The organism is Bacillus luti (assembly GCF_009739945.1).
Classification (GTDB): domain Bacteria; phylum Bacillota; class Bacilli; order Bacillales; family Bacillaceae_G; genus Bacillus_A; species Bacillus_A luti.
On record NZ_CP040339.1, the window covers coordinates 26,916 to 51,945 of the forward strand.

Below are 25,030 nucleotides of genomic sequence, written 5' to 3' on the forward strand. Positions count from 1 at the left end.
CAATCAATTGTCCGTGCTGCATAATCCTCTTTAAAATGTATTTAATTAAGTTGTTTCAATTCCTGATAAGCTTCAAGGAAGTTCTGATAAGTTTCCTCTCCTAAACTATTAACTTGGAGTCCAAACATACTTTGAAAAAGATAATCTTTTGCTTTTTCAACGTTACATTGGTGGGCATTCATTATTAATCGCATATAGGATAAAAAATAACTCTTTTTCAACTTACCTGCATGATTAATAATCATTTCATTGTGTTCTCCTTTCAAACTTAATTATTCTGTAAGGAGACGTAATATAAATTACTACTCCTTACAGGTACTTTCCTTAAGAACACGAATCTGTTCCACAGCATGAATCATTTACTTTGTTAGAACTTAAATTTAAGCTACAAACACCAGTCTCCGGCAAATCAAGTTCAACTTTTTCTGCTGATTCATAGTCTCCAGTAAGATACGCGACGATAGATCTAACTTGTTCATAACCTGTTGCCATTAGAAATGTCGGTGCCCTACCATAACTCTTTGAACCTACAATGTAGAAGTCTTTTTCCGGTTGGCGAAGTTCTTTTTCACCGTGAGGTCGAACTGTACCACAGCTATGCAAATTAGGATCAATAAGTGGTGCTAAGGTTGCTACGCTTTCAGTAGCAGAATCAATAGAAGTACGTATTTCACTTATTATAGATAAGTTAGGACGATTACCTGTATTTACAATCATCTCATGAACATCAGTAATTTTTATTTCTTGTTCATCTTGATGACCTACAATGTCCATTCCATCCTTTGTTCTAACTACGTGTTGAATTTTATATGGTGTGATTACTTCCACACTTCCTTCATCAACTAATTGATGAATACGGCTACCTAAGGTACCACGTGCTTCCAGAGCATCTTTTTCCTCTCCACCATAGGCTTCCTCCGCACGTTGTTTCCTCATGATCCAAACAATATTAGTTTTTGGATTGGATTCTTTTAATTTTGCTAACTCCAATAAAGCATTGATTGCGGAATGACCACTTCCAACAACGGCTACTCGCTTATTTGCATATCGTTTTTGCTCTTTCCCTAAAATATCTGGAATCCCATAAAAAATATGTTTTTTGAGAGATTGTTCTTCTTTCAACCAAATACCATTAGAATTTGCAGGATTCGGATTTCCCCACGTACCTGAAGCATCTAACACCGCTCTAGCTTCATAAATTTGAAGTACACCTTCTTTTTCTGTATAGATCATGAATGGCATTTTTTCACGATTCGCTGTTTTCATTTTATCTGTATCTTTCCTACCTATAGATAGTACTTTAGTATTCAAGTGGATAAATGGTTTAATTTCTGGAAGGTTCGCAAGCGGCTGTAAGTATTGTTCTACAATTTCTTTTCCTGTTGGTAATGCTTTTATGTCTGGTGATTCCCAACCATGCTGCTCAAGGAGATCCAAAGCCGCTTTATCTATGTTATATTGCCAAGATGAGAATAGTCGCACATGACCCCATGTAAGAATGTTTGATCCTATATTTTCTCCAGTTTCTAATAAGATAAATGATTCACCATGTTTTGCTAAGTGTGCTGCCGCTGCCAACCCTACGGGTCCGCCCCCAATAATGGCTATTGGTAACTGTTTTATCCTCTGCATATCAGTATTGTTTTGTAATGTTTGATTTTCTGTTCCGCAACACTCTTGTACTTTGAATGAAAGTTGAATAGGTTTCATAAAAAAATCCTCCTTATTTTATCTAAAATTGTAAGTGTAGTTCGTTAATCAGATTCCTTAAATCAAGAAAAATTGATTTAATATATATTAAAATGCTATTTCGTCCCAATCAAAGTTATGACATAGGACGAAAAATACAGCATAATTGCTCAGATAATAGTGCATCTACTTCTTTTTTATTAATGTTATAGTAACTCCATGTTCCTTTTGTTTCTTTCGTAATAAGGTTCGCATCAAGTAAAAGTTTTAAATGGTACGAAAGTTTTGATTGTGGTAATTCAAGAACACCAGTTAAATCACATACACAAGTTTCTCCACGCTGACACAATTCGTACAAAATGTGTAACCTTTTTTGATCTGCCAATGCTTTAAACTTCTTTTCATACGTTTCAAAGGTTTGGGTAGTTGATTGAGTGTACAATTTAATTTCTTTCATGGTAATTTCCCTTCATCAATTTTTTTTGATATTTATAATATATACGCCTTTCATTACTTTTACAACTAATAAATCAAAAAAAATCGATTTATTAGTCGCAAAAATTATTTAGTTTGTAAAGCTCTTATAAATGATTTTATAAACGTTTATTTTTAATAAATCCCTTTAATTGAGGTAACAAATGCAAGGAGATTACCAAACGTGGCGAATATTTATGTATATATACGTGTAAGTACAAAAGATCAAAATGAACAAAGTCAATTACACAAGATGATGGAACGAGGGATAGAAGCTCGACGTATTTTTATCGATAATGCAAGTGGACGACATTTCGATCGGCCCCAGTATCAATTATTACAAAAAATATTAAGTACAGTTGATATTAAAAAGACAAGCATCAAAATGTGCTTGCCTTTTCTTCTAACGACGATGTTCCACAAGATCAATTACACCTAAAACAACGTGAGCTAAACCAAATCCAAATACTGTATTTGCAATCATCTTATTAGATCCACGAGTCTGCTTCAAGGCATAACCCGCAGCTGTAACTGCTGTACCTAATGTAGTTGGAATTAATCCTTCACGAATATTCATAGTAACGTCCTCCTAGTATCGCAGTTAGTAATCCTGCTTTAATACTTTAGAATTAAAGTACTAAAACAAGTATTAGTATTTTCCTGTCTTGTGAAAATATGTGGAGTTATTTTATATATCTTCATTTAATTATGATACAGAGTAACTAAAAATGTTAATGCGTAAGTTGTTTTAATACATTTACATGTTCCCTATCTTTATCTAATCCATATCGTGTGTGCAATACCATCAGTTAATTTCTTGTTATATCATGTCTCTAAATCCTTTCTCCTCTTACACTCACCTTTATATAAATATCATTTTTGTTTAATCAATTCCCATTAGGTTCATACTAACTTTTGTTTAAAAAATATAAGAAATGGAGTTGGATTAAATATGCCATTTGAAGGTAGAAATTCTACAGAATCTGCACTTCTTCATTATAAGTATGGTTTGGGTTTATTTACTGAGAAGATGCCTAAACTAGCCGAACAATTTAATTCCTTTACAGAGGAATGCTTTAAAGAAGGCACCTTATCAAAAAAGCAAAAACAGTTAATTGCTTTAGGTATTAGCCTTTATTCTCAGGATGAATATTGTATCATTTATCACATTAAAGGATGTCTAGATTAAGGAGCTTCAGAACAGGAGATCTTTGAGGCGGTGGGAGTGACAGCTGCATTTGGTGGTGGTACTACTATGAGTCAGGCAGTAACTCTTGTACAAGAGTGTATGCAAGAGTTAAAGCTGTAATAGGAATATCATCATGGATTGAGGAATATATTTCTCCAGTTCCTGTGTTACTATCCTTAATTCATACTGGGGTACCGCCAGTATGAATTAAGGATAAAAAACAAGTTAAGTTTTTTTCCGAAATGCTAGCGGTACCCCAAGATATTTAACAAATATCTGTTTTATAGTTTATTGGTGAACACAACCATACTTTCATTTTATATATGTAAATTCCTATCGAATATAAGTATACGCATTTATGTAAGAATGCTACATTCTTCTCTATTTACCTATACTTATATTTTAACTAATTAATTATGATGTAGATATTAATTTAAAGTTATTTATACGAAATAACTAAATGGATTTTTTAGGAAGAGAAAATGATAAACCATTCCGTTTTCTTAATTCACATAATTTTCAAAATTAAAATCTATGGATGTTAATATTTGTTATATAATAAACTTGTCAAAGCATTACCCCTGTAGTTACTATGATGAATCTGTAAGATAGTTTATTTGTCCCGTATATTCACCGTAAAACAAATTTAACGATGAATATTTGTCATATCTGTACATACTTTTCACATCAACAATATACTGGCGAACGCATTCATAACATAAACATTTCTCTAACGATTCTAATCCTGGAAGGAGAGGAACAAATTTCTCTTTTGGATAACATACCGCAGCGAGAAAAAGAAATGAAGTTAACGAAAATAATGGATGAACTACGTGAAATTTTTGAGAAGAACAGTATTTTACGTGGAATTTTCTACACGCATAGCGCTACAGCTAGATACAGAAACACGCCATTATGTTCCTTATTATCTGAAGAAGAAATATTAAAACAATAGAAATGTCTATTTATATTCAGTCCTTCAACTTTATATATATCGTATTTGCCAACCAGCTTTTTTAAAATCCTCTTCATGTCCATCAATAGTTTTTTGCCTCATGGCCAAACAAAGAAGGTGGGTAGGTCGAGTTAGCCCAACATAGGCTACACTTAAAGCCGCTGGTAATTCCTTACCTTTTGGGGAAGTATGTTTTTTCTTTAAATACTCCTGTATTCTCATCAAATCATACTGTTTAAAATATGTCTCTAAATACAGTGTTGCTGTATGGGTTTCGCCCTTTACATTATGAACTGTATCTAAGCTAACTATTATTTCATTATTTGTATCTTGATAGATAAATATATTTCTCTGATTTGCTTCAGCTAAATCTTCACAAGTTTCATTTTCTTTTTTATTACAAAATTCTTTCAAGGAAGTACTTATATGCTTATTTTCTTTTAAAAAAGGTAGAAACTTCTTCATAATAAATGTAGCCATTTCATCATTAATATCTTCACCATTCTGAACCTTTAAAATCCATTTTGCTATATAGGTATTTAAGTTGACTACCAGATTCTTATTTCGTTCTTCTAACTTCTTTAGCAGTTTTTTTTCTGAGTACCATTTACCATCAATTCTAATATTCTCAATTCTCATTGCGTGCAACAAGCAATTAATTATTAGTTTGCGACAATCACTCACATTAAGATCTTCAAACTGCGAAATTGCCTGTAAATAACCACCTAAAGATTTATAACTTTTTTTTATTTTATCATTTCCACTTTTAATATAAGAGGGAAAATAGCTCGGAATCGTTATGTGCCCTTCATTGTGAACTTTAGCAACCCTACCAACTGCCTTGAAAATCTTTCTATCCTCGTTATGTAGGTTATTATCAATAATTATCTTAGAGAATGTCGGTAACACTTTTCCAATATTTGAATCATTAAATACAAGTATTATAGGGGAGATATTGTTTATATTTGAGTTTCCTTTTATATTTTGTGGTTTAACACATACTTTATCTATACACTCTGCAATTGATGTTGAAAATCGTTTACTTTCATCCAAAGAAAGGGCATTCTTTGGTTTCCAACATATTTTATCACTTGGGTTTTCGAATATTGCTTGGTTTTCATCTCCAATACATTGAATACTTACTTGTTCTTTATCGAAGATACTGTTTAATAATTCCATCTGAAGACTTGAGGTATCTTGCATTTCATCCATAAATAAAAATCTAAATCGAGCAGAAAATAAATTCTTTATTTCAGGAAATTCTCTTAAAAATTTAAAAGCCAATACATATGCATCATAATATGAAAGGATTCCTTTAGCAAAGAGCTCCTTCTTAAGCCCATTTATATAGTTATAAGTATCTGTTGTCACATTATAAACATCACTTAATTTCTTATTCCCTATATAAACACATTCATCGTCTTCTAAGCCAAAATTCAACTTATTACAAAGATCATCAGTTTTATATTTTTGGTTAATGCTTGTTCTATATCCTCTTGGAATTTTAAAAAAGACTTGATTAAAGTTGTCCCTATATGTCTCTTGATCAATGCTATAAACATTGTCGTTATAAAAGTGTTGGTAAGACGGAATTGCTAAGTATTTATTAACAAATACCTGTATTGTTGATACATGATTGGGATATTGAAAAAGCTTACGCCCCTCTTGATTACTACTTCTTTCTTTAATCTCATTTACTCCAACATTCGTATGCGTTAAAACACATATACCTTGATTATTTTTAAACGGAAGTTTCTTTTCAAGAATTAAAAGCTTGGCAATTAGAGTTGTTGTTTTTCCACTTCCAGGACACGCTTTTATATCAATCGTTTCTAGATTCTTAATAACTTTTCTATGATTATCATCAAATTCACTTCCATAAGGCAGCAATGCTGTTTCGATTGAATCTATATCTTCATTTGTAATTTCAATCATTTTTAGTACCCCCTTCAGAAGTCACATGTGTGATAGCTTCCACTAAATACCTTAATTTCTCATCTTTTAATATATTCTGTTTTAATTCTTCCTTATCTGCATATTCCTCGATTATATTTGCGAAACACTGCGCTATAATTGCTTTTGATATTTTATTGTTTTTTGGGGTAATTAGATTTTTATAAATATCATGAGCTATTTGAAAATTATTATAGTTCTTTTTCTCCCAAGAAGCATTTATGATTTTAATTTCTTCTTCGATTCCTGCATTTTTTTCATCGGTTAATCCATACTTATCACTATTTTGGATTTTTTTCGCTTGTAAAATTGCCTTCAATAATAGTGGCCGAAGTTCACTTAAAGCAATATCATGTTCTAGCGTCCAATAAGGCGAAACAAAAGTTCTGACAAGTTGCCCATCATATCTTTTAACAATACTAGCTTGTTTCTCTTGTCGTTTCTCTTTGTAAGCATCACTTAATCCTTCATCATTTATATATTCATTAGTATCTATATCTAAGTCTGTCACGCAAGCCACAGGGATGTTAAATAAACCATTTTCACTATTCTTCCGTTTAAAAATACTCGAGTACCTTAGAAATGCCGTACTCCCCACATTCAGTACTGTTACACCATATTGTGAAAATGGTTTCCCAATCACTTTACTTAAGGACGGTAAGATTAAATTTTCAGCATCACCCTCTACCATAATTACTCCTTGTGCAAAAAACATATCCGCCTTTGTAGCATCTAAAAATCGTTCTAAAAATAAGTAATCTCCTTTTAATAACTCAGTCTCGTCAGATCTCATTGAAAAAATATTGTTATTATTACAGATAAATAAATTTTCCAATTTTATTTTTGAAGATAAAGCAGTACTGTGAGTACTTAATATAAGTTGAATATTTGAGCTCTCAGCTTCCTCCTGTAAATACTCAATTAGTCTGATTTGAGCTTGGGTATGTAAATGAGCCTCGATTTCTTCAATTAAAGCTAATTTTAAGCCATCAAATTCTTCTCTTTTTAACAATAAAAGTTCGGCCGCAATAAATAAAATATTATGCGATCCTAATCCTGGCTTTGAGCTTTCAAACTCCAATGTAAGCCGTTCAAGTATGTTTCTTAGTTTTAAGTCTGAAATTCGAAAACTTGATTCTAAAACCTTATTTTTGTTTGAAAATTTATTAAGGTATGTATTAATTTCTTCTAAAAGATTTTTCCCAAGCTGATCTGGTAAATCTCCTTCATTTATATCTTTTCCCTTAAAATAAGAGTCTATTTTTTTGTTCGCTTCTTTAAATGTTTCAAGTAAAAAATGACTATCTTCATTTTCAAAAGCCGCATGACTGTTTAGAATATTTGAAAGCCTTGAATTTTTTCGAGGTGCTAATTCAGTATTAGCATCTCTTAAAGGTTTTAAATAAGTAGCCCTTATCCTATTTCTTGCCTCACTGTTTAGTAATCTTCCCCCATCTCCAATACCAGCTTTTACGTCATAAAAAACTTTCTTACCTTCTCTTTTAGCAAAATAAGAGATATGAAGTACGTACACTGTTTTGCCGTCTACCTTTTCAAATGATAACCATTCTAATAGATGTTTTGCTTCATCTAATGAAATATCTCGTATAATACAAGAAATTTCTAGAGTTTTAGCCCTTTCGTTTTCAGGGGAATTTTCACTTGCAATATGAAAATCATCAATCTCAATTCTACTAAAATCATTACTTTGAGTGCCAAGAACCAGTTTAATAGCATCAATTATTGTGGTCTTCCCAGAGTCATTTTCTCCTACAAACAAATTAAACCCCTTATTTAGGGTTAAATGGAGCCCTTGGTTTCCGAATTTACGAAAATTTTTTATATAAACTTCTGAAAGGTACATTTTTTATACTCCTTTTTGTGTTCTTTTCTTATCGAATAATATTTTTTCATCAGTATTCTTTCTTTATTTACATTATATTGCAAATTCCCCTTACGTTCTGCTTTTAATCCCTAAAAATAGTAAAAATCTGAAAAATCCCAACTGACTTTTCTTAATAAGCTTTAGCGTAAATATTGTTTAAATACATTATCAAAACTTCTGCCAAAAAAATGAAGATTAACTACTCTTTATAACTAGAATTATTTTATGTATCAAAAGGTACACCTTTTGATGTACCTTAAACTCTACTGAATTCAGTACTTCAAAAGGTTTAAAAACACAATTTCGAAGTACTAAATAATCCATAGTACCTTTTGAAGTGTTTTTTGTTATAATTTTATTAGAAATATTTCCGGAAGGATGTCTATTTATTTTGAATACAAGAAAATTCGGATATGTAAGGGTTAGTAGCAAAGATCAAAATGAAGATCGGCAGCTTGAAGCAATGAAACAGCTCATCACTGACGAAAGAGATATTTTTATCGACAAACAAAGCGGAAAAGATTTCGATCGTAATCAATACCAACTCGTAAAACGCATGTTAAGAAAAGATGATATTTTATATATTCATTCCCTAGATCGTTTCGGCAGAAATAAAGAGGCTATCCTTCAGGAGTGGAAAGATATTACCCAAAATATTCAGGCTCATATTGTCGTATTAGACATGCCACTTCTAGATACAACTCAGTATAAAGATAGTTTAGGAAATCTTATTACTGATTTGGTACTCCAAATCTTGTCCTGGCTTGCTGAAGAAGAACGGACAAAAATAAAAACTCGCCAACGTGAAGGCATTGAAGCTGCAAAGAAAAAAGGAAAGCATTTAGGGAGACCAAAAACCGAGATAACCCAAGAATTCATTGATTCTTATAATCAATGGAAAGAAGGTAAGGTCACAGCGCTATACGCCATGAAAAGATGTAATATGACTAGCCCTACATTTTACAGAGTGGTAAAAAGATATGAAAATAGGGAGGGGTAAAAATCAGTATCATTACAAGAGAAATCCAAAATACAAAACAAGGCTTTTCTTCTTATTTATTAAACAAAGGAAGAAAGCCCTCTACGATTAAGCGCTATATATACGATGTAGAAAGTTTTATTCAATGGCTGCACCAATCAAAAAGGGTCACTGAAAATAATCTTTTGGAATCACTCCATAAAAAAGATTTCGAAGCTTTTTTAATTATTTAAAAGAAGATCTCTCGTCAATACTCTACAAGGACTCACAAACGAAAAACTATTACTTAATATATAATTTTTACACACCTACAGAAATACGATTATAAAAAAGGAGGGAGTTACATGCAGAATTTATAGAAAGATTTATACGAAAAGTTGAAATCGGAAAAGGGAGAAATCGCTATATTTTTAAAGAGTGGTGTTCCAATATGTGGACAAGTCCTTGCAATGGATAAATATACTGTTCTAATGATGGTTAATGGGCAACAACAATTAGTCTATAAACAAGCCATTTCAACAATTGTTAAATAATACATATTAATAGACAAAAGAGCAGCATAACGTTATGCTGCTCTTCTTCATCAATTAGAACCGGTATGACGCTATGCTGTTGCTTTGAAATAAAGTTGTCTTATTAAAAAATGTTTTAGAATATAGAAAAAAGAGTCCTGGTGCAAAAACTCTAAAGCTCTTGCAAGTAATTTCCTAAACTTGGCCATACTGATACTAGTATTCTAAAAAAGGATGTGATTGGTTTAGAAAAGTAGAATCTGAGAAAAGAGGCCTTAAGGCTTATAACCGTAGGGACTACGGGGATTGCCTACGCATAAAGCTGAGTGATATCTTGGTGTTCGTAGGAATCCCCCACTTCAAACTGTTCGTTAGACTGTTAAGTGGGGGTAGTTCAATCCATTCACAAGGTACTATACAATATCCTTTTTTGATGTCATATAATTTTTTATCTTTCATTTTCTATTCTACGCTGTTGTTGCTGTTTTTGTTGCTCTTGTCTATTTACTTCCACTTCTTTTTCTTTTCCCAAACTTCCATAAAGTAAATTTCGTTCTTTTGTCATTAATGACAACTTATAATGTAATTCAGATTCATCAGTTATATCATAATTCTTTTTTAGATAGTTCATATCACGCTTGGCAACATCATACTGTTTAAATTCATGATAATGTTCTTGTTTAAACGCCATTTTACTTTCAGCTTTTTTATACGCCACGATTAGAGGATAGCTCTTTTTATAAGTTTGGAAGCAACCCTTCATTTTCTTTAATTTGAAAATTTCATTATCAATACCTAAAAGTTGCTTTTCAAAGCTGTTAATTAACATTTCCTTATTTTCTTCAATTTCATTAAGTTCCGAAAGTGAAATATTCTGTTTATATAGCTTAGAGGTTAATTCATTTAGGTAATTAATATTTTGTTTAGTAGCCCATCTTTGTAGCCCTTTATTATTTTTTAATTTCTCTTGTGACTTATCTATCCATTGTCTGTTAATTATATTTGTTTTGATCGGTGAATATCCTTTGTTTCCTATTCTGTATTTTATAGAGGATTCAAGGTAATTAAACCCCATTGTTTTAGTTCGCATAAGCTTCCCTGACTTCGGATTCATAAACGATAGATATTTCCCTTGTTTATGCTCATATCCTTCTTTCCGCATCAAGCTTAAAAATTCATCAAACGAACTTGATTTTGATATGTTTTTATCAATTGTTTCTTCTAATTTTCCTTTGAAGGATTTCTTCTTTGATCTAGCTACATATTCGGTAAAAGCTAAATATTTTTTTCTTCCTTTTCTTCCTTCTTCGATTATCGACAAACCATATTTTTCAGAGATTTTATCATTTTCTTCACGTAATCGATCCAAAGTATTTACCCGCTTTGAATCAAACATTTTTAATTTATTAAAATCAATATCATTGAAAATAATATGATTGTGTAAATTATCTGTTTCTGTATGTGTAATGACTGTATATTGGTGATTGCCTTTTAGATAATTATCAGCAAATTCAACGCCGTATTGATGAACTTGTTCCGGCGTTAAATTATCATTACTATCAAACGATTGAATTATCATTCTTGCGCTCATGTTTTTATCACTATTATTCTTTTCGTTGTAATCAACTAAAACACTTTTAAAATCCCTATCTATTGTTTCTATAGAACACTCATAAGATGTAACTAATTCCTCATTCGTTTTATGAGGTTGCATACTGTAATTAATGACAGCTTTCAAGTCTTTGACTTTTTGTATTTTCACAATAGACATTGTAATCAATCCCTACTTAATAAATTTCATATTCATCTAATATATCTTTCAGCTCAAACCAATCATCATCTGAAAAAATATTATCGAGTTTGGATAACTTAAATTTTAATTTCTGCGCAAAAATAAAAATGCTATCGGCCAATTTTATTAATTGATTATCATCTAACTTATATAGCGTATCTCCATATAAATATTGCCAAACATATTCTGTTACTTCTTTATTCTGTTCAGGCGAGTTTTCTATACATTCTATGATATAAACAAAATCTTCTTTTATCTTTTCATACACTTCTTCTAGCACTAATTTTTTTGGTATCTGTATTTGGTTTTCGGCTAACGATTGTATTAATTTTTCCTTTTGTTTTTTACTCAAGCTATCGCTATTAAACTTGGTTTTCAAATCAATTAGTCGGTCATATTCGGTATTGATTAAATTTACAATTTTTTTCTGATTAACTCTTAGAAAATCAATATCACTATCAGTGTAAATTCCGTCTGTATTGATCCTTCTAATTAAGCTATTTATATTCTTACCAATATAGTTAATTTCTTTAGTTAAATCTCTATAAACTTTCATATCAACATTAAGTTTAAAATGTGTTTTTGCTGAATCAATAATAAACGCTGAAGTTGACTTATATCCTAACTCTACAGCTTTATTTTTAATCATTTCTTTATCTTTTTCATCTAACGTTATTTGTAAATATGTTTTATGAATAAATCCCATAATTTCACCACCAATTTTTTAATTAATCGAGCGAAGCGACAACAAATATATAAGTGATTTTGTAAAAAATCGCTTATATATATTTGTAAAGGTCGTAGGAATCTCCTACCAAGTCAAAAACAACGTTTTTGGAGATTACCATGGTAATCCCGTAGCTTGCCCTATTTACTAATACCCAAAAATTGTACCACCTTTTCCAGTTATATGTCATAATACGTTAAACATTTCATAAGGAAATTGGTATGGAAATGGTGAATATAGATGGTACACAAAGATTGCAATGGAAGTTGTAGCACAAATCTTTAAATTATCGGAACAAGCCTTATTACATGTTTGAAAATCATTAACAAATTTACAAGAAAATAAAGAACAACCTACAGAAGATAATATTCTTGATGAAAACCCTAGAATTAGTAAACAAAAAATCAAAGAACTTATTAAAAAGAAGAATAAAAATGATGGTGTAATTGCTTTAAACATAATGTCACAAATTATGTTTAAAGCAACACTGGAATCAATACGAAATATCCTAGAAAATATGACAGTTAGTTTAATAGCCACTGACATTTTCAGCAGGCAACGATTATTTTATCTACTTTGAGTAGTTAATTTATTCTAAACAAGAAGGGACTTCTTTCTCTTTATCCATTATGCTGATCAAACTTATTAAGAAAGGGGGAAAACGAATCTATTTTCAGTTATAAATTTGTAAACTAAATAAAAACAGTGACATAGTGCTATGTTGCCGTTTTTATTTAGACACCAACCAGGAAACAACTCTACTAAGTATGAAAGCTTATTAATTAATAGAATACTACTTATTACAAACCACCCACTTTTCATAAAGCTTCCCTTTTACGAAAGCATTGAATTTCTTTACTTATTCAGCCATTAAAATCCTTTTATTTTAATGTTGGTCTAGCCAATAAGCAAATAATTCGCTAACACTTATGTTATGGCTTTTTGCAATTCTACGAGCTTTTTCCTTATGAGATGGTGTGAACATAAGTGACATTTGTTCCTTTTTTTCTTTTCCTTGTGGAATATTAATTTCAGGATTTTTAGGAAGTTTTAACCATCTCATATTCCACACCTCGACTCCAATTTCTACAAAGGAATCTGTTAGCTCCCACTTAATACCTTCACTTCTATGCTCTATAATCACTCCTTTTTCATTAATCCACTTCTCTCCAACCTCAGTAATTGCTAACATTTGTTGAGTATTTCTCATTTCCACTCTCTCCTTCTCTAATCAGATAACTATTTTTCATCTACAATATTGACTTACAAATCCTTTAAACTTAATCTCCTTCGAGATAAGGAAAATAGTCAAATGTTTGAAAAAGAAATAATCCATATGCATATATTATCACCAAACGAACACTAGCTCTATAAGAACTTAAAATACATTAAATTTCTAACTTTTTTACTTATTTAGTTAGTATATCTAACTTTTATGGTATGTAGATGACTGAATAACTATACTCGCACTATGAGAACATTAGGACAAACTATTAAATATTTTAGAAAAAAGACAGGGTTAATCCAAGAAGATTTTGCTGAAAAATATGGATTTAGTCATGGACAAATGAAGCATTGGGAAACAGATCGACACCAGCCGGATGTTGAGAGCATCAAAACTTTAGCATCGATTTTCCGCATTTCTACAGACACACTTCTCAACTTCGAGAACGAGCAAGATGATGCATTATTATCATTGCTACAAAAAGACGTCAAAAGAGCTTATGAGGAGCTTGACGGTCGTCAGAAAGGACGTTTCGCAAAACAAGTTTCGTTGTATGTAAAAATGTTGCAAGAAAACAAAGATGTACTATAATTTGATTTCATCATAAAAGAAATCATTTCCAAAATAAAGAGGTGAAATTTTACATAATTTTACCATTATTACCATCGAGAGCGAACGCTCTCTTTTTTTATTTGTATTCGACATAATATGACAATATACGAATAACTTGTTTGCTACCATGAGATGATAAATCTTACATTTTGAAAGGGAGTAAAGTAATGGCGAAAAAGAAAAAAGAGAAACAACCAAGTGAACTAGAACTTGCCAAACAAGCTATAGCAGCTAAATATCAAAAAGAATATGGAATCACTCCTATTATCGTAACCGTTGCCCTTGGTGGAATTAAAACGGGCTACGCTGCGGTTTCAAAAGAACACATCCAAACATTTACTTATGATAGAGGCGCTAAAGATGTAGTCAGTATCTCTACACATCATTTCAGTGAATATACAAATGTATTTATTGATCATTATGCAGTGAAATCAGCCTTTGAATTCAAAGGTATGAAAGATAATTTCATCTTCACACCAAACGGATCTGGAAAAGAAATAGAAAGCTTGATTAAGAGCTATACAGATATTGAAATACATAAAACTGAACGCAAATGGTATCAGAAGATACTTGGTTTCCGATCTGGGAATAAAGTAAAAATGGTTATTGCTTCTTTAATTTACTTAGGAATCGTTGTTTCTATCTTCAATACGATTACAGGGAAAGAAGAACCTAAACAAGAAGTAAAACCTGCTGCCACTACAAATACCGCTCCTGCAAAAGAAGCAAAGAAGGTTGAACCGAAACCAGTGGAACAACCTATTGATAAGAAAAAAGAAAAAATTAATAAATTTAAAGATGATACACAAAAACGATTAACTGAGACTTATAAGAAAATTGATGGTGTTAATCCTACGGTAACTATTAGCGAGGATGGAAAGTTAATTACTTTCGCTTTCGATCTAGATGCATATGCGAAATACGATAAAGTGGATAAATCTCTGTCCGTTTCAACTTTCCATGCTGCCGCCGGCCCATACGAACAGTATAAAGGAGAAGCTTTTAGATCATATGGAAAAGATGCGAACATAGCGAGCAAAACTGATATTGCAGTGAAAATCGTCGATTCCTCAAACAGTGAAGTTATTATAGGGGTAGCGTCAGGAAAATGCGGATTTACAACGTTAAGGAATTCAATATAAAAAAGCCTAATTTCTCGGTGTTGCAAGAGCTTAGGCCTTTTTAAAAAACTATAAATACCGTTTGAATTAATATTAGGATCCATCTTGGTACTTCAACTTTCCGGAGTTAACTAAATTAACTTTAACTTTTAAATTCTTTATACTGTGTTCATTTAAGTAAAACGAGTCTGTTTTTACTTCTTCTTTCCATTTTCTTGGATTCTGACGGTATAATGATTCACCTAATTTGTAGATATCTGCATTTATTTCTATTCCTTTTTCAAAGGATTTTAGAATTTCTAATTTGATAATATCTTCAGTTTTTGTAATCAACTCGTTATCACTAATTTCCTTGATCTTCTCATTTATTCCAGCTTGAACTTCAACTCGAATATTAAAAAGTATGGGCTTACTACTCATAATAGGGGAAATTGTAATCTTAGGTTTCTCTATCACTACGGAAACAACAGCGCTATCATTCTCAATAATCCACACAGGAGATCGAACGTTTTTTTCATCCATCCATCTTAGACCGTTTAAATCAGTCTCAGAAAGCCATCCTTCTAAGCGATTATTCCTTACAAAGAACGCTCCATCATTTCTTAATAATGGTGCTTTTTTGGATTCTTCTTTCCAATTTTCTGTTGAAATTTTAAGTGATGGGATATAAGCAGTTTGCCCCATCGGATCACTATCTCTAATAAATTGATAAAATTGTTTAGGTTGTATGTAAGACCGTTGTTTATACCTTTCCTTTGGTTCATGGAGAATGGTAGACAACCCCGATAATGTAAAAAAGGCTTTTGTTTTAAGTATATCATCAATGGGTTCCTTTGTAGCGTATAAGAGAATATTATAGCGTATTTCTCGGTACCGATTAATAAAATCAATAGAGTCTTTAATATCTTGTCTGAGCAGTCTTTCGCTTAATATTATTGTAGATACATGTCCCCAAAAAAGGCTTTGTTGAGCATCCTTATATAATTGATTTAATGCTTCCGTAATGGTAAAACCTTCACCTCTTCCTATCCACACTGGTGGTTGTTTATCAGGTCTAGCCCCCTCTAACTTAGCAACGTTAGAAAAGTCAAGTAACTGAGCATAAGCTATATATTTTCCTTCTTTAAAATCTATACCAAGAGCTGCAACATAATAAATATCTTGAACTTCTTTAATATTCCAACATCCAGATAACATTGCACTAGTGATAAGCATCATAATTATTAGTTTTATTTTGTGCAGCTTCACTGTTTTCCTTCTCCTTCGTCCGTTTTAGAACTATCATTGGTTCGGAGATAATCAACTCTATGTCTATAACTTCTCCACGGTAAACGAAACAATCCTTTGAAAAAATCTGAACTAGATTTTGGGAAAACTAAAGCTAAGTAAGGGATTCCAAAGGAACGTAATCTTGAGATATAAAGAACGATTACGAATCCGGCAAGCATAAATCCATATAACCCCATCAAAATTGAACATAATAGTACAAACCCTCTGAGTATGGATACTGCTCCTGCTAATATTTGGTTTACTAAGGTATATCCCGCAATAGCAGATAAAGCAGTAATAACAATGACAGAAGGGGAGATAAAACCCGAACGGATTGCAGCATCCCCAATGATTAGTCCGCCTACCACTGAAAGGGTTTGACCAAGGGGGGAGGGTAATCTTTGACCGGCTTCACGGAACATCTCAAAAAGGAACAAAACAATTATAAGCTCAAGTGGTGCTGGAAATGGTAGACCTGATCTTGCAACAGTCACAGTCGCAAGAAGAGGGAAAGGAATTTGATCTTGGTGATAAGCAAGTAATGCCATCCAAAATCCGGGTAGGAAGACAGCTAAAAGAAATCCTATCCACCGATAAAAGCGTGCAAATGATACAGTTAGAAAATTAAAGTGGGAATCTTCTGCAGCTTTTATTAAAAAAGTTATAGTAACAGGAGCGATAATAACAATTGGGGAGCCATCAATTATAATCACTACTCTACCTTGCAATAAGCATTCCACTGCAAAATCTGGTCTAGCTGTATCACCACAAAGAGGAAAAATAGATAAAGATTGTTTCGATACCATCTCTTGAATTTGAGTTGAACTAATTACGCCATCGATATCAATTAAAGTTAGACATTCTCGAATGTTATCTAAAATCTCTAAATTAACTACATCTTTTAAATATAATATCCCTATTTGAGTTTGGGTCCGTTTACCTAACGTCAACGTTTGATAAGACAAGGTGGGATGTCTTAATCTTTTACGAATAAGTGCCACGTTTGTTGAAATATCTTCAATAAAATTGTCTCTTGGCCCACGTACGGATATTTCGTAATTAGACTGTTCAGTAGAACGGTTTGGTTTATTTGAAGCATTGACAGAAAAAAAGGTAAGCGACTTAGGAAAATACAGAACTAAATTTCCGTTAAATATTTCCAAAGAGATAGACTCTAACCCTTCTCCCACTTTTAAAGGTGTCCACTCTAGCTCTTGTTGATACTTATGGATTTCTTCCTTTAAGAAAAGATATTGATGTTTTTGAGCTATTTTTTCTAATTGAGGAATAACAATCTGATTTATTTGTTTTTTGTCCACTAAACTTTCGCAATAAATGAAAAAGGTCTCAACAGCTTTTTCTTCACTCCCAATTTTATGGAGAACAACTTTGACATCCTCACTATTTTGATATGTTGAACGTATTTTTTCCTCATTTAATATTGGATTTGGTTTATAGATAGAAAATTTTCCATTACCCTCTTTTTTTGTATTCTGATTCCATCTTCGCAAGGATTATCTCTCCTTTCCTCTTTTTAGAAAAACTAAAAGTCCTAATACTATTGAAAAGGAAAGTAAAAATAAAAAAGTTAAATGAAAATAAACATTTTGTAAAAAACGAACAAATTCGATATCACTTATAGGAAGAAGAACAGCCACAAATGTAATTAGTGAACTGATTCCTATTAATACATTCCTTTTTTTCTCGTTTTTAAATGAAAATAATTGTCCAATAATATATAAACCAAAACTAATCCTAATAAATCCACCTGATAACCATTGGTAAATTGAAAAGAAATCTACATGTTCGATATACTTTCCTATCTTCAATAATCTCCATTCTTCGTAAGCAGGATACCTCTGATTAGAAGCCTCTTCAGGTCCAAAAATAGCAATAGAACCCAATAAAGGTCCAAGCGTTAAGCCTATCAATACTAAGCCGAGCATAATAAAACTCCGTGACTTGATATTCATTTTTAATTTATGTTGAATAAAAAATATTAAAGTCACTTCTAGCAGAGAACCTAAACTATAGACGGTTCCTTTGATAACGGGTGTCAATCCATTCTCAAGGATAGGGAATAATTGAGAATAATCCTTATGAGGAAAATTAAGACTCATAACGAAAAAGCCTAATGCAACAACAAATACTAATAAAAAACCTGAGAGAATAGATAAGGTTGTAAAGGTAGAAGTTGCAGCAAAAAAGCAGATAACTAAAAATAGCATTGCTAATATAGGCGCAGGACTTTGTGGGAAATAGGATGTAACGGTCCATACAATCATATCCTTTAAGGTAACTCCAATAAATAAGAGGATAAATATATATATTAAAAAACATAATCCCCTTGCAATAATTTTGCCAAAATGGTTATTTAACCATGAATACAGATGTGTATGGTCTAATTTTTTCATAATAAATTGAATAAAAAGTAACCAACCGAGAATGAATCCTCCAGATAAGAGGACAGAAATCCACGAATCCCTCTTTGAGATCGCTAATAACATAGGAATTACCATTACGTGATTCATTAAGCCAATACTCATCATAAACAAAACAAATACTTGTGAAAAATTTGCTTTATGTGATTGCATTGTTAAACCTACTATCTGATTAGGATTTAATAATTAATGAGCAAATAAAATAAAATTTATTTCTAGGTTACTCAAAGGTATTCTTTCCATTTATTAATTAATTATCCATAAAACACCTCATATTATACTCATTAGCATCAAACCATCCCCACACGGTTTGGAATATTTTTGCGATAATCTCCTAAAGGAAGCGCTTCAGGTAAATGGTGATTACAACAATAAGGAAATTTCAATATAAAAAGCCTTATTTCTCGCCAACTTAATCGAGAAATAAGGCTTTTTTGTTCACTATAAACAGAGTTCTATTATTGAATATGTAAATTACTTAGGGATGACAGGAACCCAGAGTTCATGTCTTGGTTTATGATTCGGCCCGTAATAACATTCTATACATGGTAAATTTGCAAGTTCGTACTCAGAGGTAGGGACCCACTCGGAATATAATCGTTTCCATGCATCTACTATGTTCGGAAAAACTGCCCATGTACTTGCGGGAAGAATAAGCGTCTCCATATTTGAGGGGGGGTCACCATCGTATCTTACGCCCATGAAATAGGAAAACTTTTCATCTGTGATGGCTGCTTCTTTTCCGCAAACCCCCAGAAGGCTTTCAAGCGTGCATTTTGGGTTTTCCCATGACATATCTACTAGTTCTTGCATAAATCCATCTTTTTTCGCAGTGTTCCAAAGCGTAGGGATTGTTTTAAATGCTCTGCTTGTTTTTACTGGCTTGCTTTTTCCGACAATTCTTAATTCAAAATCAAGGTTTTCAATTCTGTAGTCCATCTCGGTATCTCCTTTAATAGAAATTTGAAAGGAAATTTTGGGAAAGGCTTTTAACTGTACCCCTCTATTACGAGCATTGGAAGGGGTTACCCCATGCATTTTTTGAAAAGCACGTGAGAAAGTATCAGAAGAAATATAACCATATTTAATTGCCACATCGATGATCCGAATATCACTTTTTTGAATTTCAAATGCTGCAAGTGTTAACCGTCTTCGTCTAATATATTCTGATAGCGATACACCTGAGATTGAAGAGAACATTCTTGAAAAATGAAACTCAGAACAGTTAGCTGCTTTTGCAATCTCTTTGTAGTCTATTTCTTCATCCAGGCTATTTTCAATGTAGTTTAACGCATTGTTCATTCTTTCTAGCCAATCCATAAGTTTACTCCCTTTCAATATTTACTTTAAAACAAAATAGATAATAATTACCGACATTTCATGCCTAAAAATGTTGGTGAAAAAATACACCTTTTGATAGAATCAGGAAAAACTATTTGTTTCTTTCCGATAGATTTCTATATAATGAAGCCCTAGATACATTAGTAATTTCACAAATTTGATTTACAGTCATGCCGCCTTCTTTATATAGTTTTACTGCATAATTCATCCCTGCGTGATTTTTATGATACTTCTTTAAACGCCCCTTAAACTTTCCTTCTTTCTTTGCTAACTCAATCCCTTCACGTTGACGCATACGGATAAGGTCGCGCTCTAATTGGTTCACACCAGCCATTACTGTAATTAAGAATTGGCTGTATGGATTATCCTCTGATAAATTTAGCCATGTATCCTTGAGTGATTTTAAGCTTGCCTTTTTCCTTCGTATTAAATCAATCAATTCAAATAAATCCTGCGTACTCCGAGTGATCCGAGTTAAGTCTGTAACATAAATAATGTCGCCTTCCTGTAAATCCTGCAACATTTTTTGAAGTTGCTCGCGATTCTTTGTTGCACCAGAAACTTTTTCTTCAAAAATAATATCCATCCCGATTTCGTTTAATTGCTGAAATTGCCTTGAAGGATTTTGGTTAGTCGAACTGACACGTATATAACCAATTTTCCGCAAAATATCACCTCATTTTTGAGATAAGTCTTATGAGACACTCTTAACTATGATTTTATCAGTCTACTATAATTGTATCAATAGAGTACACTCTATTGATTTATAATTGAACTAATTAACTGAACAATTACAGAAATGAGATGATACTGTATGAAAGTTGCGAGAGGTAGAGAATTGCTTACATCGGAACAGCGACAGGTCCTTATGCAAATTCCTGAAGACGAGTGGGTGCTAGGAACCTACTACACTTTTTCCAAACGGGATTTAGAAATTATCAATAAGCGAAGGAGAGAAGAAAACCGTTTAGGGTTCGCCGTTCAATTAGCTGTTCTTCGATATCCCGGTTGGCCATACACTCATATCAAAAACATCCCGGATTCAGTCATACATTATATATCAAAACAAATCGGTGCTAGTCCATCCTCGCTAAAGCTTTATCCTCAAAGAGACAATACACTTTGGGATCATTTGAAAGAAATTCGAATTGAATATAAACTAGTAACTTTTACTCTGAAAGAATATAGAATGACATTTAAGCACCTACATCAATTGGCTTTGGAAAATGGTGATGCCATTCATCTACTACATGAATGCATAGATTTTCTAAGAAAAAACAAAATCATACTGCCTGCTATCACTACACTTGAAAGAATAGTGTGGGAAGCAAGGGCAATGGCTGAAAAGAAGCTATTTAACACGGTTAGTCAATCCCTAACAAATGAACAAAAAGAAAAACTTGAAGATATTATTACCTTGCAGCATTCGTCAGAATCCAATAAAACGATATTGGGTTGGTTAAAAGAACCACCGGGACATCCTTCACCCGAAACCTTTTTAAAAGTAATAGAACGACTCGAATACATACGAGGAATGGAATTAGAAACGGTGCAAATTAATCATTTGCACCGCAATCGCCTGTTACAGCTGTCTCGCTTGGGTTCAAGATATGAACCTTATGCATTCCGTGATTTTCAGGAAAATAAACGATATTCAATACTAACCGTCTATTTATTACATCTTAATCAAGATTTGACGGATAAAGCTTTTGAAATTCATGACAGACAAATACTTAGTCTCTTATCAAAAGGTCGTAAGGCTCAAGAGGAAATTCAGAAACTGAACGGTAAAAAGCTGAATGAGAAAGTTATACACTTTACGAACATCGGACAAGCTTTGATCAAAGCAAAACAGGAAAAATTAGACGTTTTTGAGGTTTTAGAATCCGTTATTGAATGGAATTCTTTTGTCTCTTCGGTCGAAGAAGCCCAGGAGCTTGCACGTCCTGCTGACTATGATTATTTAGACTTACTGCAAAAACGATTTTATTCACTAAGAAAATATACGCCAACGCTATTAAGGGTGTTGGAATTTCATTCTACAAAGGCAAATGAGCCACTTTTACAAGCTGTAGAGATTATCCGAGGAATGAACGAATCCGGAAAACGAAAAGTACCTGATGACTCACCTGTGGATTTTATTTCAAAACGTTGGAAAAAGCATTTATACGAGAATGATGGTACAACAATCAATCGTCATTACTATGAAATGGCTGTTTTAACAGAACTTCGGGAGCATGTTCGGGCAGGAGATGTTTCCATTGTTGGCAGCAGACAATATAGAGATTTTGAGGAATATTTGTTTTCCGAATTTACATGGAATCAAACGAAAGAGAATACGAGATTATCAGTTAGTTTATCATTCGAAGATTATATAACGGAGAGAACCAGCAGCCTTAATGAAAGGTTAAAGTGGTTAACTGCCAATTCCAACAAGTTAGATGGAGTTTCTCTTGATAAAGGAAAGCTGTCACTTGCACGCTTAGAAAAAGATGTACCAGAAGAAGCAAAAAAGTTTAGTGCAAGCCTTTATCAGATGCTACCAAGAATAAAATTAACCGATTTACTGATGGATATTGCTTATATAACAGGATTTCATGAGCAATTTACTCATGCTTCCAATAATCGAAAACCGGATAAAGAAGAAACGATTATTATTATGGCTGCCCTTTTAGGAATGGGAATGAATATAGGTGTAAGCAAGATGGCTGAAGCAACACCCGGACTTACATATAAGCAATTAGCCAATGTATCTCAATGGCGCATGTATGAAGATGCAATGAATAAAGCCCAAGCCGTATTAGTAAATTTTCATCACAAATTACAATTGTCTTCCTATTGGGGAGACGGTACAACATCCTCATCAGACGGTATGAGAATGCAGTTAGGTGTTTCATCACTACATGCAGATGCAAACCCACATTATGGAACTGGAAAAGGAGCCACCATCTACCGTTTTACTAGTGATCAATTCTCTTCTTACTACACAAAGATTATTCATACTAATTCAAGGGATGCGATTCATGTTTTAGATGGTTTGTTGCACCATGAAACGGATTTAAACATAGAAGAGCATTATACAGACACAGCTGGTTACACAGATCAAATATTCGGACTGACTCATTTATTAGGATTTAAATTTGCCCCAAGAATAAGAGATTTAGCAGACTCAAAATTATTTACAATAGATAAAGCAAGTGAGTATCCAAAATTAGAAGCCATTTTACGTGGACAAATAAATACAAAGGTCATTAAAGAAAATTATGAGGATGTTTTGCGATTAGCTCACTCAATAAGAGAAGGAACAGTTTCAGCATCCCTTATTATGGGGAAACTAGGATCTTATTCAAGACAAAACAGCTTGGCTATAGCCTTACGTGAGATGGGTCGAATAGAAAAAACAATTTTTATTTTGAATTATATATCGGATGAATCATTAAGAAGAAAAATACAAAGGGGATTAAATAAAGGAGAAGCCATGAACGGATTAGCAAGAGCTATTTTCTTCGGAAAACAAGGTGAGCTTAGGGAACGGACTATACAACATCAATTGCAAAGAGCCAGTGCTTTAAACATAATCATCAATGCTATTAGTATTTGGAATACCTTACATCTAACTAAAGCAGTTGAATATCAAAAACAGTCTGGTAGTTTTAATGAAGAATTATTACACCATATGTCGCCTCTAGGTTGGGAACATATTAATCTACTAGGAGAATATCATTTTAATTCGGAGAAAGTGGTCTCGTTAGATTCTTTAAGACCATTAAAACTTTCTTAACGTTGTAAAAATGGGGGAATCGTCAGGAAAATAGGCTTAGCGTTGTAAATCCGCATTTTCCTGACGGGACCCCTTATAGAAAATATCGGGGTTTCCAAAGAACCGTTAAGAATGCCAAAAAACACTCAACAAAATGAAGTCACTGACCAAAGCGTAGACACAACCGTCTCATATGCCAATTGCACAGAAGTAAGAAAAGCTGGTAAAGCACCAATAAAACAAGGTGAACCTGGATACAGTACTAAATTAGATCGAGACGGTGATGGTATCGCATGTGATAAGTAAAAGACACTCGAGAGAGTGCTTTTATTTATCACTTAGACATAAATAAAATTAGGGGTGATGTATGTGAAGAAACTATTACTTACTATTTCTGTTCTTGGAATACTTACGGTTGGTTGCGAAAATAAAACTGTTGAAAAAGAAGAAAAACCAAGTTCAAGTGAAACAACCTCTAGTAATACAAACGATAAAAAAGAAATCTTAACCGATTCTGAATATAGAGCCAAACTCGATAAGTCGTTTAATGATATTGATCCATATACAACAGCATACTTAAAAACTGTAAACTCAGGATCTATACAGATGGATAATGAAGACTGGAGAAAAGAAGTAATTACTACTTTAAGGGGATTCGAAATAGTATCAAATGATATGCTATCAATTAGCGCACCTAATAAGTACAGCAACCTACATAGTACGATGGTAGAAGCAATGCAAGGATTCTCAGATGCATCTTTTATTATGAAAGACGCATTAGCAGCTAAAGATTTAAATAAATTTCAAAAAGGGCATGATTTGATGCAAAAATCCGCTAGAAAATATACAGAAATTTTCCCTTTATTACGCGAAATCGATGGAAAACAAATTACTACACCAAATATTCCTAATCCAACACCAGCACCTAAAACAGAAGAGCCTGTTGTTCCTAAAGAACAAGTTCCACCATCTACGTATGATCCTAAGAAAGATTCGGCCAACTATGATAAATACGGAAATTATAAACCAGTCGACCAAATGACTCCAGAAGAAATTAAAAAAGAAGCTGAAGAGTTCATGACAGATTATTTAAATCGATAAAATAT

General features: G+C 32.6%; 19 protein-coding genes and 6 pseudogenes. 11 read left to right on the forward strand and 14 right to left on the reverse strand.

Translation table 11 applies throughout. The annotated features are described in order from the left end of the window. Positions 1–41: 41 nt before the first annotated feature. The 3 genes from EUC40_RS26725 to EUC40_RS26735 all read right to left on the reverse strand — a co-directional run bounded on the left by EUC40_RS26725 (position 42) and on the right by EUC40_RS26735 (position 2,146). Positions 42–245: a hypothetical protein gene (locus EUC40_RS26725; protein ID WP_062922889.1), complete on the reverse strand. Its 204-nt coding sequence runs from the start codon at positions 243–245 to the stop codon at positions 42–44. A 79-nt stretch (positions 246–324) separates the two neighbouring features. Beyond that, positions 325–1,710 (reverse strand): NAD(P)-binding domain-containing protein, encoded by a 1,386-nt coding sequence (locus EUC40_RS26730; protein WP_062922888.1) that lies wholly within the window; start codon positions 1,708–1,710, stop codon positions 325–327. Positions 1,711–1,825: 115 nt separating this feature from the next. Next, entirely contained in the window at positions 1,826–2,146 is a 321-nt protein-coding gene (locus tag EUC40_RS26735) for an ArsR/SmtB family transcription factor (protein ID WP_002202396.1), read from the reverse strand. A gap of 159 nt (positions 2,147–2,305) precedes the next feature. Here EUC40_RS26735 and EUC40_RS26740 point away from each other — a divergent pair. Next, positions 2,306–2,530 (forward strand): annotated as a pseudogene (locus EUC40_RS26740) (recombinase family protein); the annotation flags it as partial. A 36-nt stretch (positions 2,531–2,566) separates the two neighbouring features. On the opposite strand, the gene EUC40_RS26745 reads toward EUC40_RS26740, so the two are convergent. Further along, the gene (locus EUC40_RS26745; protein ID WP_001025956.1) at positions 2,567–2,740 is read right to left on the reverse strand and encodes a hypothetical protein; all 174 of its coding nucleotides are present in this window, start codon (positions 2,738–2,740) and stop codon (positions 2,567–2,569) included. A 375-nt stretch (positions 2,741–3,115) separates the two neighbouring features. Here EUC40_RS26745 and EUC40_RS26750 point away from each other — a divergent pair. Together EUC40_RS26750 and EUC40_RS26755 are read left to right on the forward strand one after the other, a co-directional pair. Beyond that, a pseudogene (locus tag EUC40_RS26750) lies at positions 3,116–3,472 on the forward strand (carboxymuconolactone decarboxylase family protein). Positions 3,473–3,980: 508 nt separating this feature from the next. Beyond that, positions 3,981–4,307: pseudogene (locus tag EUC40_RS26755) on the forward strand (hypothetical protein); the annotation flags it as partial. A 30-nt stretch (positions 4,308–4,337) separates the two neighbouring features. Here the strand turns inward: EUC40_RS26755 and EUC40_RS26760 are convergent. Together EUC40_RS26760 and EUC40_RS26765 are read right to left on the reverse strand one after the other, a co-directional pair. Next, positions 4,338–6,242: a UvrD-helicase domain-containing protein gene (locus EUC40_RS26760; protein WP_062922887.1), complete on the reverse strand. Its 1,905-nt coding sequence runs from the start codon at positions 6,240–6,242 to the stop codon at positions 4,338–4,340. Continuing rightward, positions 6,235–8,124, reverse strand: coding sequence for an ATP-dependent nuclease (locus tag EUC40_RS26765; RefSeq protein ID WP_062922886.1), 1,890 nt, complete (start codon positions 8,122–8,124; stop codon positions 6,235–6,237). The genes EUC40_RS26760 and EUC40_RS26765 overlap by 8 nt, the downstream gene beginning before the upstream one ends. Before the next feature lie 412 nt (positions 8,125–8,536). Between EUC40_RS26765 and EUC40_RS26770 the strand changes: the two genes are divergently transcribed. The 3 genes and pseudogenes from EUC40_RS26770 to hfq form a co-directional block, all read left to right on the forward strand. Then, a complete protein-coding gene (locus tag EUC40_RS26770; RefSeq protein WP_062922885.1) occupies positions 8,537–9,145 on the forward strand; it encodes a recombinase family protein in 609 nt (202 codons plus the stop codon). 8 nt (positions 9,146–9,153) lie between these two features. Then, a pseudogene (locus tag EUC40_RS27675) lies at positions 9,154–9,422 on the forward strand (phage integrase N-terminal SAM-like domain-containing protein); the annotation flags it as partial. Between the two features lie 61 nt (positions 9,423–9,483). Further along, positions 9,484–9,657: pseudogene (gene hfq, locus EUC40_RS26775) on the forward strand (RNA chaperone Hfq); the annotation flags it as partial. A 427-nt stretch (positions 9,658–10,084) separates the two neighbouring features. Here the strand turns inward: hfq and EUC40_RS26780 are convergent. The 3 genes from EUC40_RS26780 to EUC40_RS26790 all read right to left on the reverse strand — a co-directional run bounded on the left by EUC40_RS26780 (position 10,085) and on the right by EUC40_RS26790 (position 13,365). Beyond that, positions 10,085–11,407 carry a relaxase/mobilization nuclease domain-containing protein gene (locus EUC40_RS26780; RefSeq protein ID WP_062922884.1) on the reverse strand — a complete coding sequence of 441 codons (1,323 nt, stop codon included), beginning with the start codon at positions 11,405–11,407 and terminating at the stop codon, positions 10,085–10,087. Positions 11,408–11,423: 16 nt separating this feature from the next. Continuing rightward, a complete protein-coding gene (locus EUC40_RS26785) occupies positions 11,424–12,134 on the reverse strand; it encodes a hypothetical protein (protein WP_062922883.1) in 711 nt (236 codons plus the stop codon). Between the two features lie 907 nt (positions 12,135–13,041). After that, entirely contained in the window at positions 13,042–13,365 is a 324-nt protein-coding gene (locus EUC40_RS26790; RefSeq protein WP_062922882.1) for a hypothetical protein, read from the reverse strand. Between the two features lie 261 nt (positions 13,366–13,626). On the opposite strand from EUC40_RS26790, the gene EUC40_RS26795 reads away from it, so the two are divergent. Both EUC40_RS26795 and EUC40_RS26800 read left to right on the forward strand, forming a co-directional pair. Beyond that, a complete protein-coding gene (locus tag EUC40_RS26795; protein WP_034642285.1) occupies positions 13,627–13,971 on the forward strand; it encodes a helix-turn-helix domain-containing protein in 345 nt (114 codons plus the stop codon). 188 nt (positions 13,972–14,159) lie between these two features. Continuing rightward, positions 14,160–15,134 carry a hypothetical protein gene (locus tag EUC40_RS26800; RefSeq protein ID WP_235600561.1) on the forward strand — a complete coding sequence of 325 codons (975 nt, stop codon included), beginning with the start codon at positions 14,160–14,162 and terminating at the stop codon, positions 15,132–15,134. 72 nt (positions 15,135–15,206) lie between these two features. On the opposite strand, the gene EUC40_RS26805 is transcribed toward EUC40_RS26800, so the two are convergent. The 5 genes from EUC40_RS26805 to EUC40_RS26825 all read right to left on the reverse strand — a co-directional run bounded on the left by EUC40_RS26805 (position 15,207) and on the right by EUC40_RS26825 (position 20,831). Continuing rightward, entirely contained in the window at positions 15,207–16,361 is a 1,155-nt protein-coding gene (locus tag EUC40_RS26805; protein WP_000766213.1) for a Ger(x)C family spore germination protein, read from the reverse strand. Beyond that, entirely contained in the window at positions 16,358–17,893 is a 1,536-nt protein-coding gene (locus EUC40_RS26810; RefSeq protein ID WP_001255449.1) for a spore germination protein, read from the reverse strand. Before EUC40_RS26810 ends, EUC40_RS26805 begins: the two co-directional genes overlap by 4 nt. Positions 17,894–17,896: 3 nt before the next feature. Continuing rightward, complete coding sequence (locus EUC40_RS26815; RefSeq protein ID WP_001190587.1) at positions 17,897–18,976, reverse strand: GerAB/ArcD/ProY family transporter; 1,080 nt, start codon at positions 18,974–18,976, stop codon at positions 17,897–17,899. 321 nt (positions 18,977–19,297) lie between these two features. Further along, entirely contained in the window at positions 19,298–20,143 is an 846-nt protein-coding gene (locus EUC40_RS26820; RefSeq protein WP_000383879.1) for an AraC family transcriptional regulator, read from the reverse strand. A gap of 112 nt (positions 20,144–20,255) precedes the next feature. Further along, positions 20,256–20,831, reverse strand: coding sequence for a recombinase family protein (locus EUC40_RS26825; protein ID WP_001226074.1), 576 nt, complete (start codon positions 20,829–20,831; stop codon positions 20,256–20,258). A 147-nt stretch (positions 20,832–20,978) separates the two neighbouring features. On the opposite strand from EUC40_RS26825, the gene EUC40_RS26830 reads away from it, so the two are divergent. The 3 genes and pseudogenes from EUC40_RS26830 (at position 20,979) to EUC40_RS26840 (ending at position 25,025) form a co-directional block, all read left to right on the forward strand. After that, on the forward strand, positions 20,979–23,945 hold the full coding sequence (locus tag EUC40_RS26830; protein ID WP_000861527.1) for a Tn3 family transposase: 2,967 nt from the start codon (positions 20,979–20,981) through the stop codon (positions 23,943–23,945). Positions 23,946–24,110: 165 nt separating this feature from the next. Beyond that, positions 24,111–24,230 (forward strand): annotated as a pseudogene (locus EUC40_RS26835) (excalibur calcium-binding domain-containing protein); the annotation flags it as partial. Positions 24,231–24,287: 57 nt separating this feature from the next. Next, positions 24,288–25,025, forward strand: coding sequence for a DUF7018 domain-containing (lipo)protein (locus tag EUC40_RS26840; protein WP_425278208.1), 738 nt, complete (start codon positions 24,288–24,290; stop codon positions 25,023–25,025). Positions 25,026–25,030: the final 5 nt, after the last annotated feature.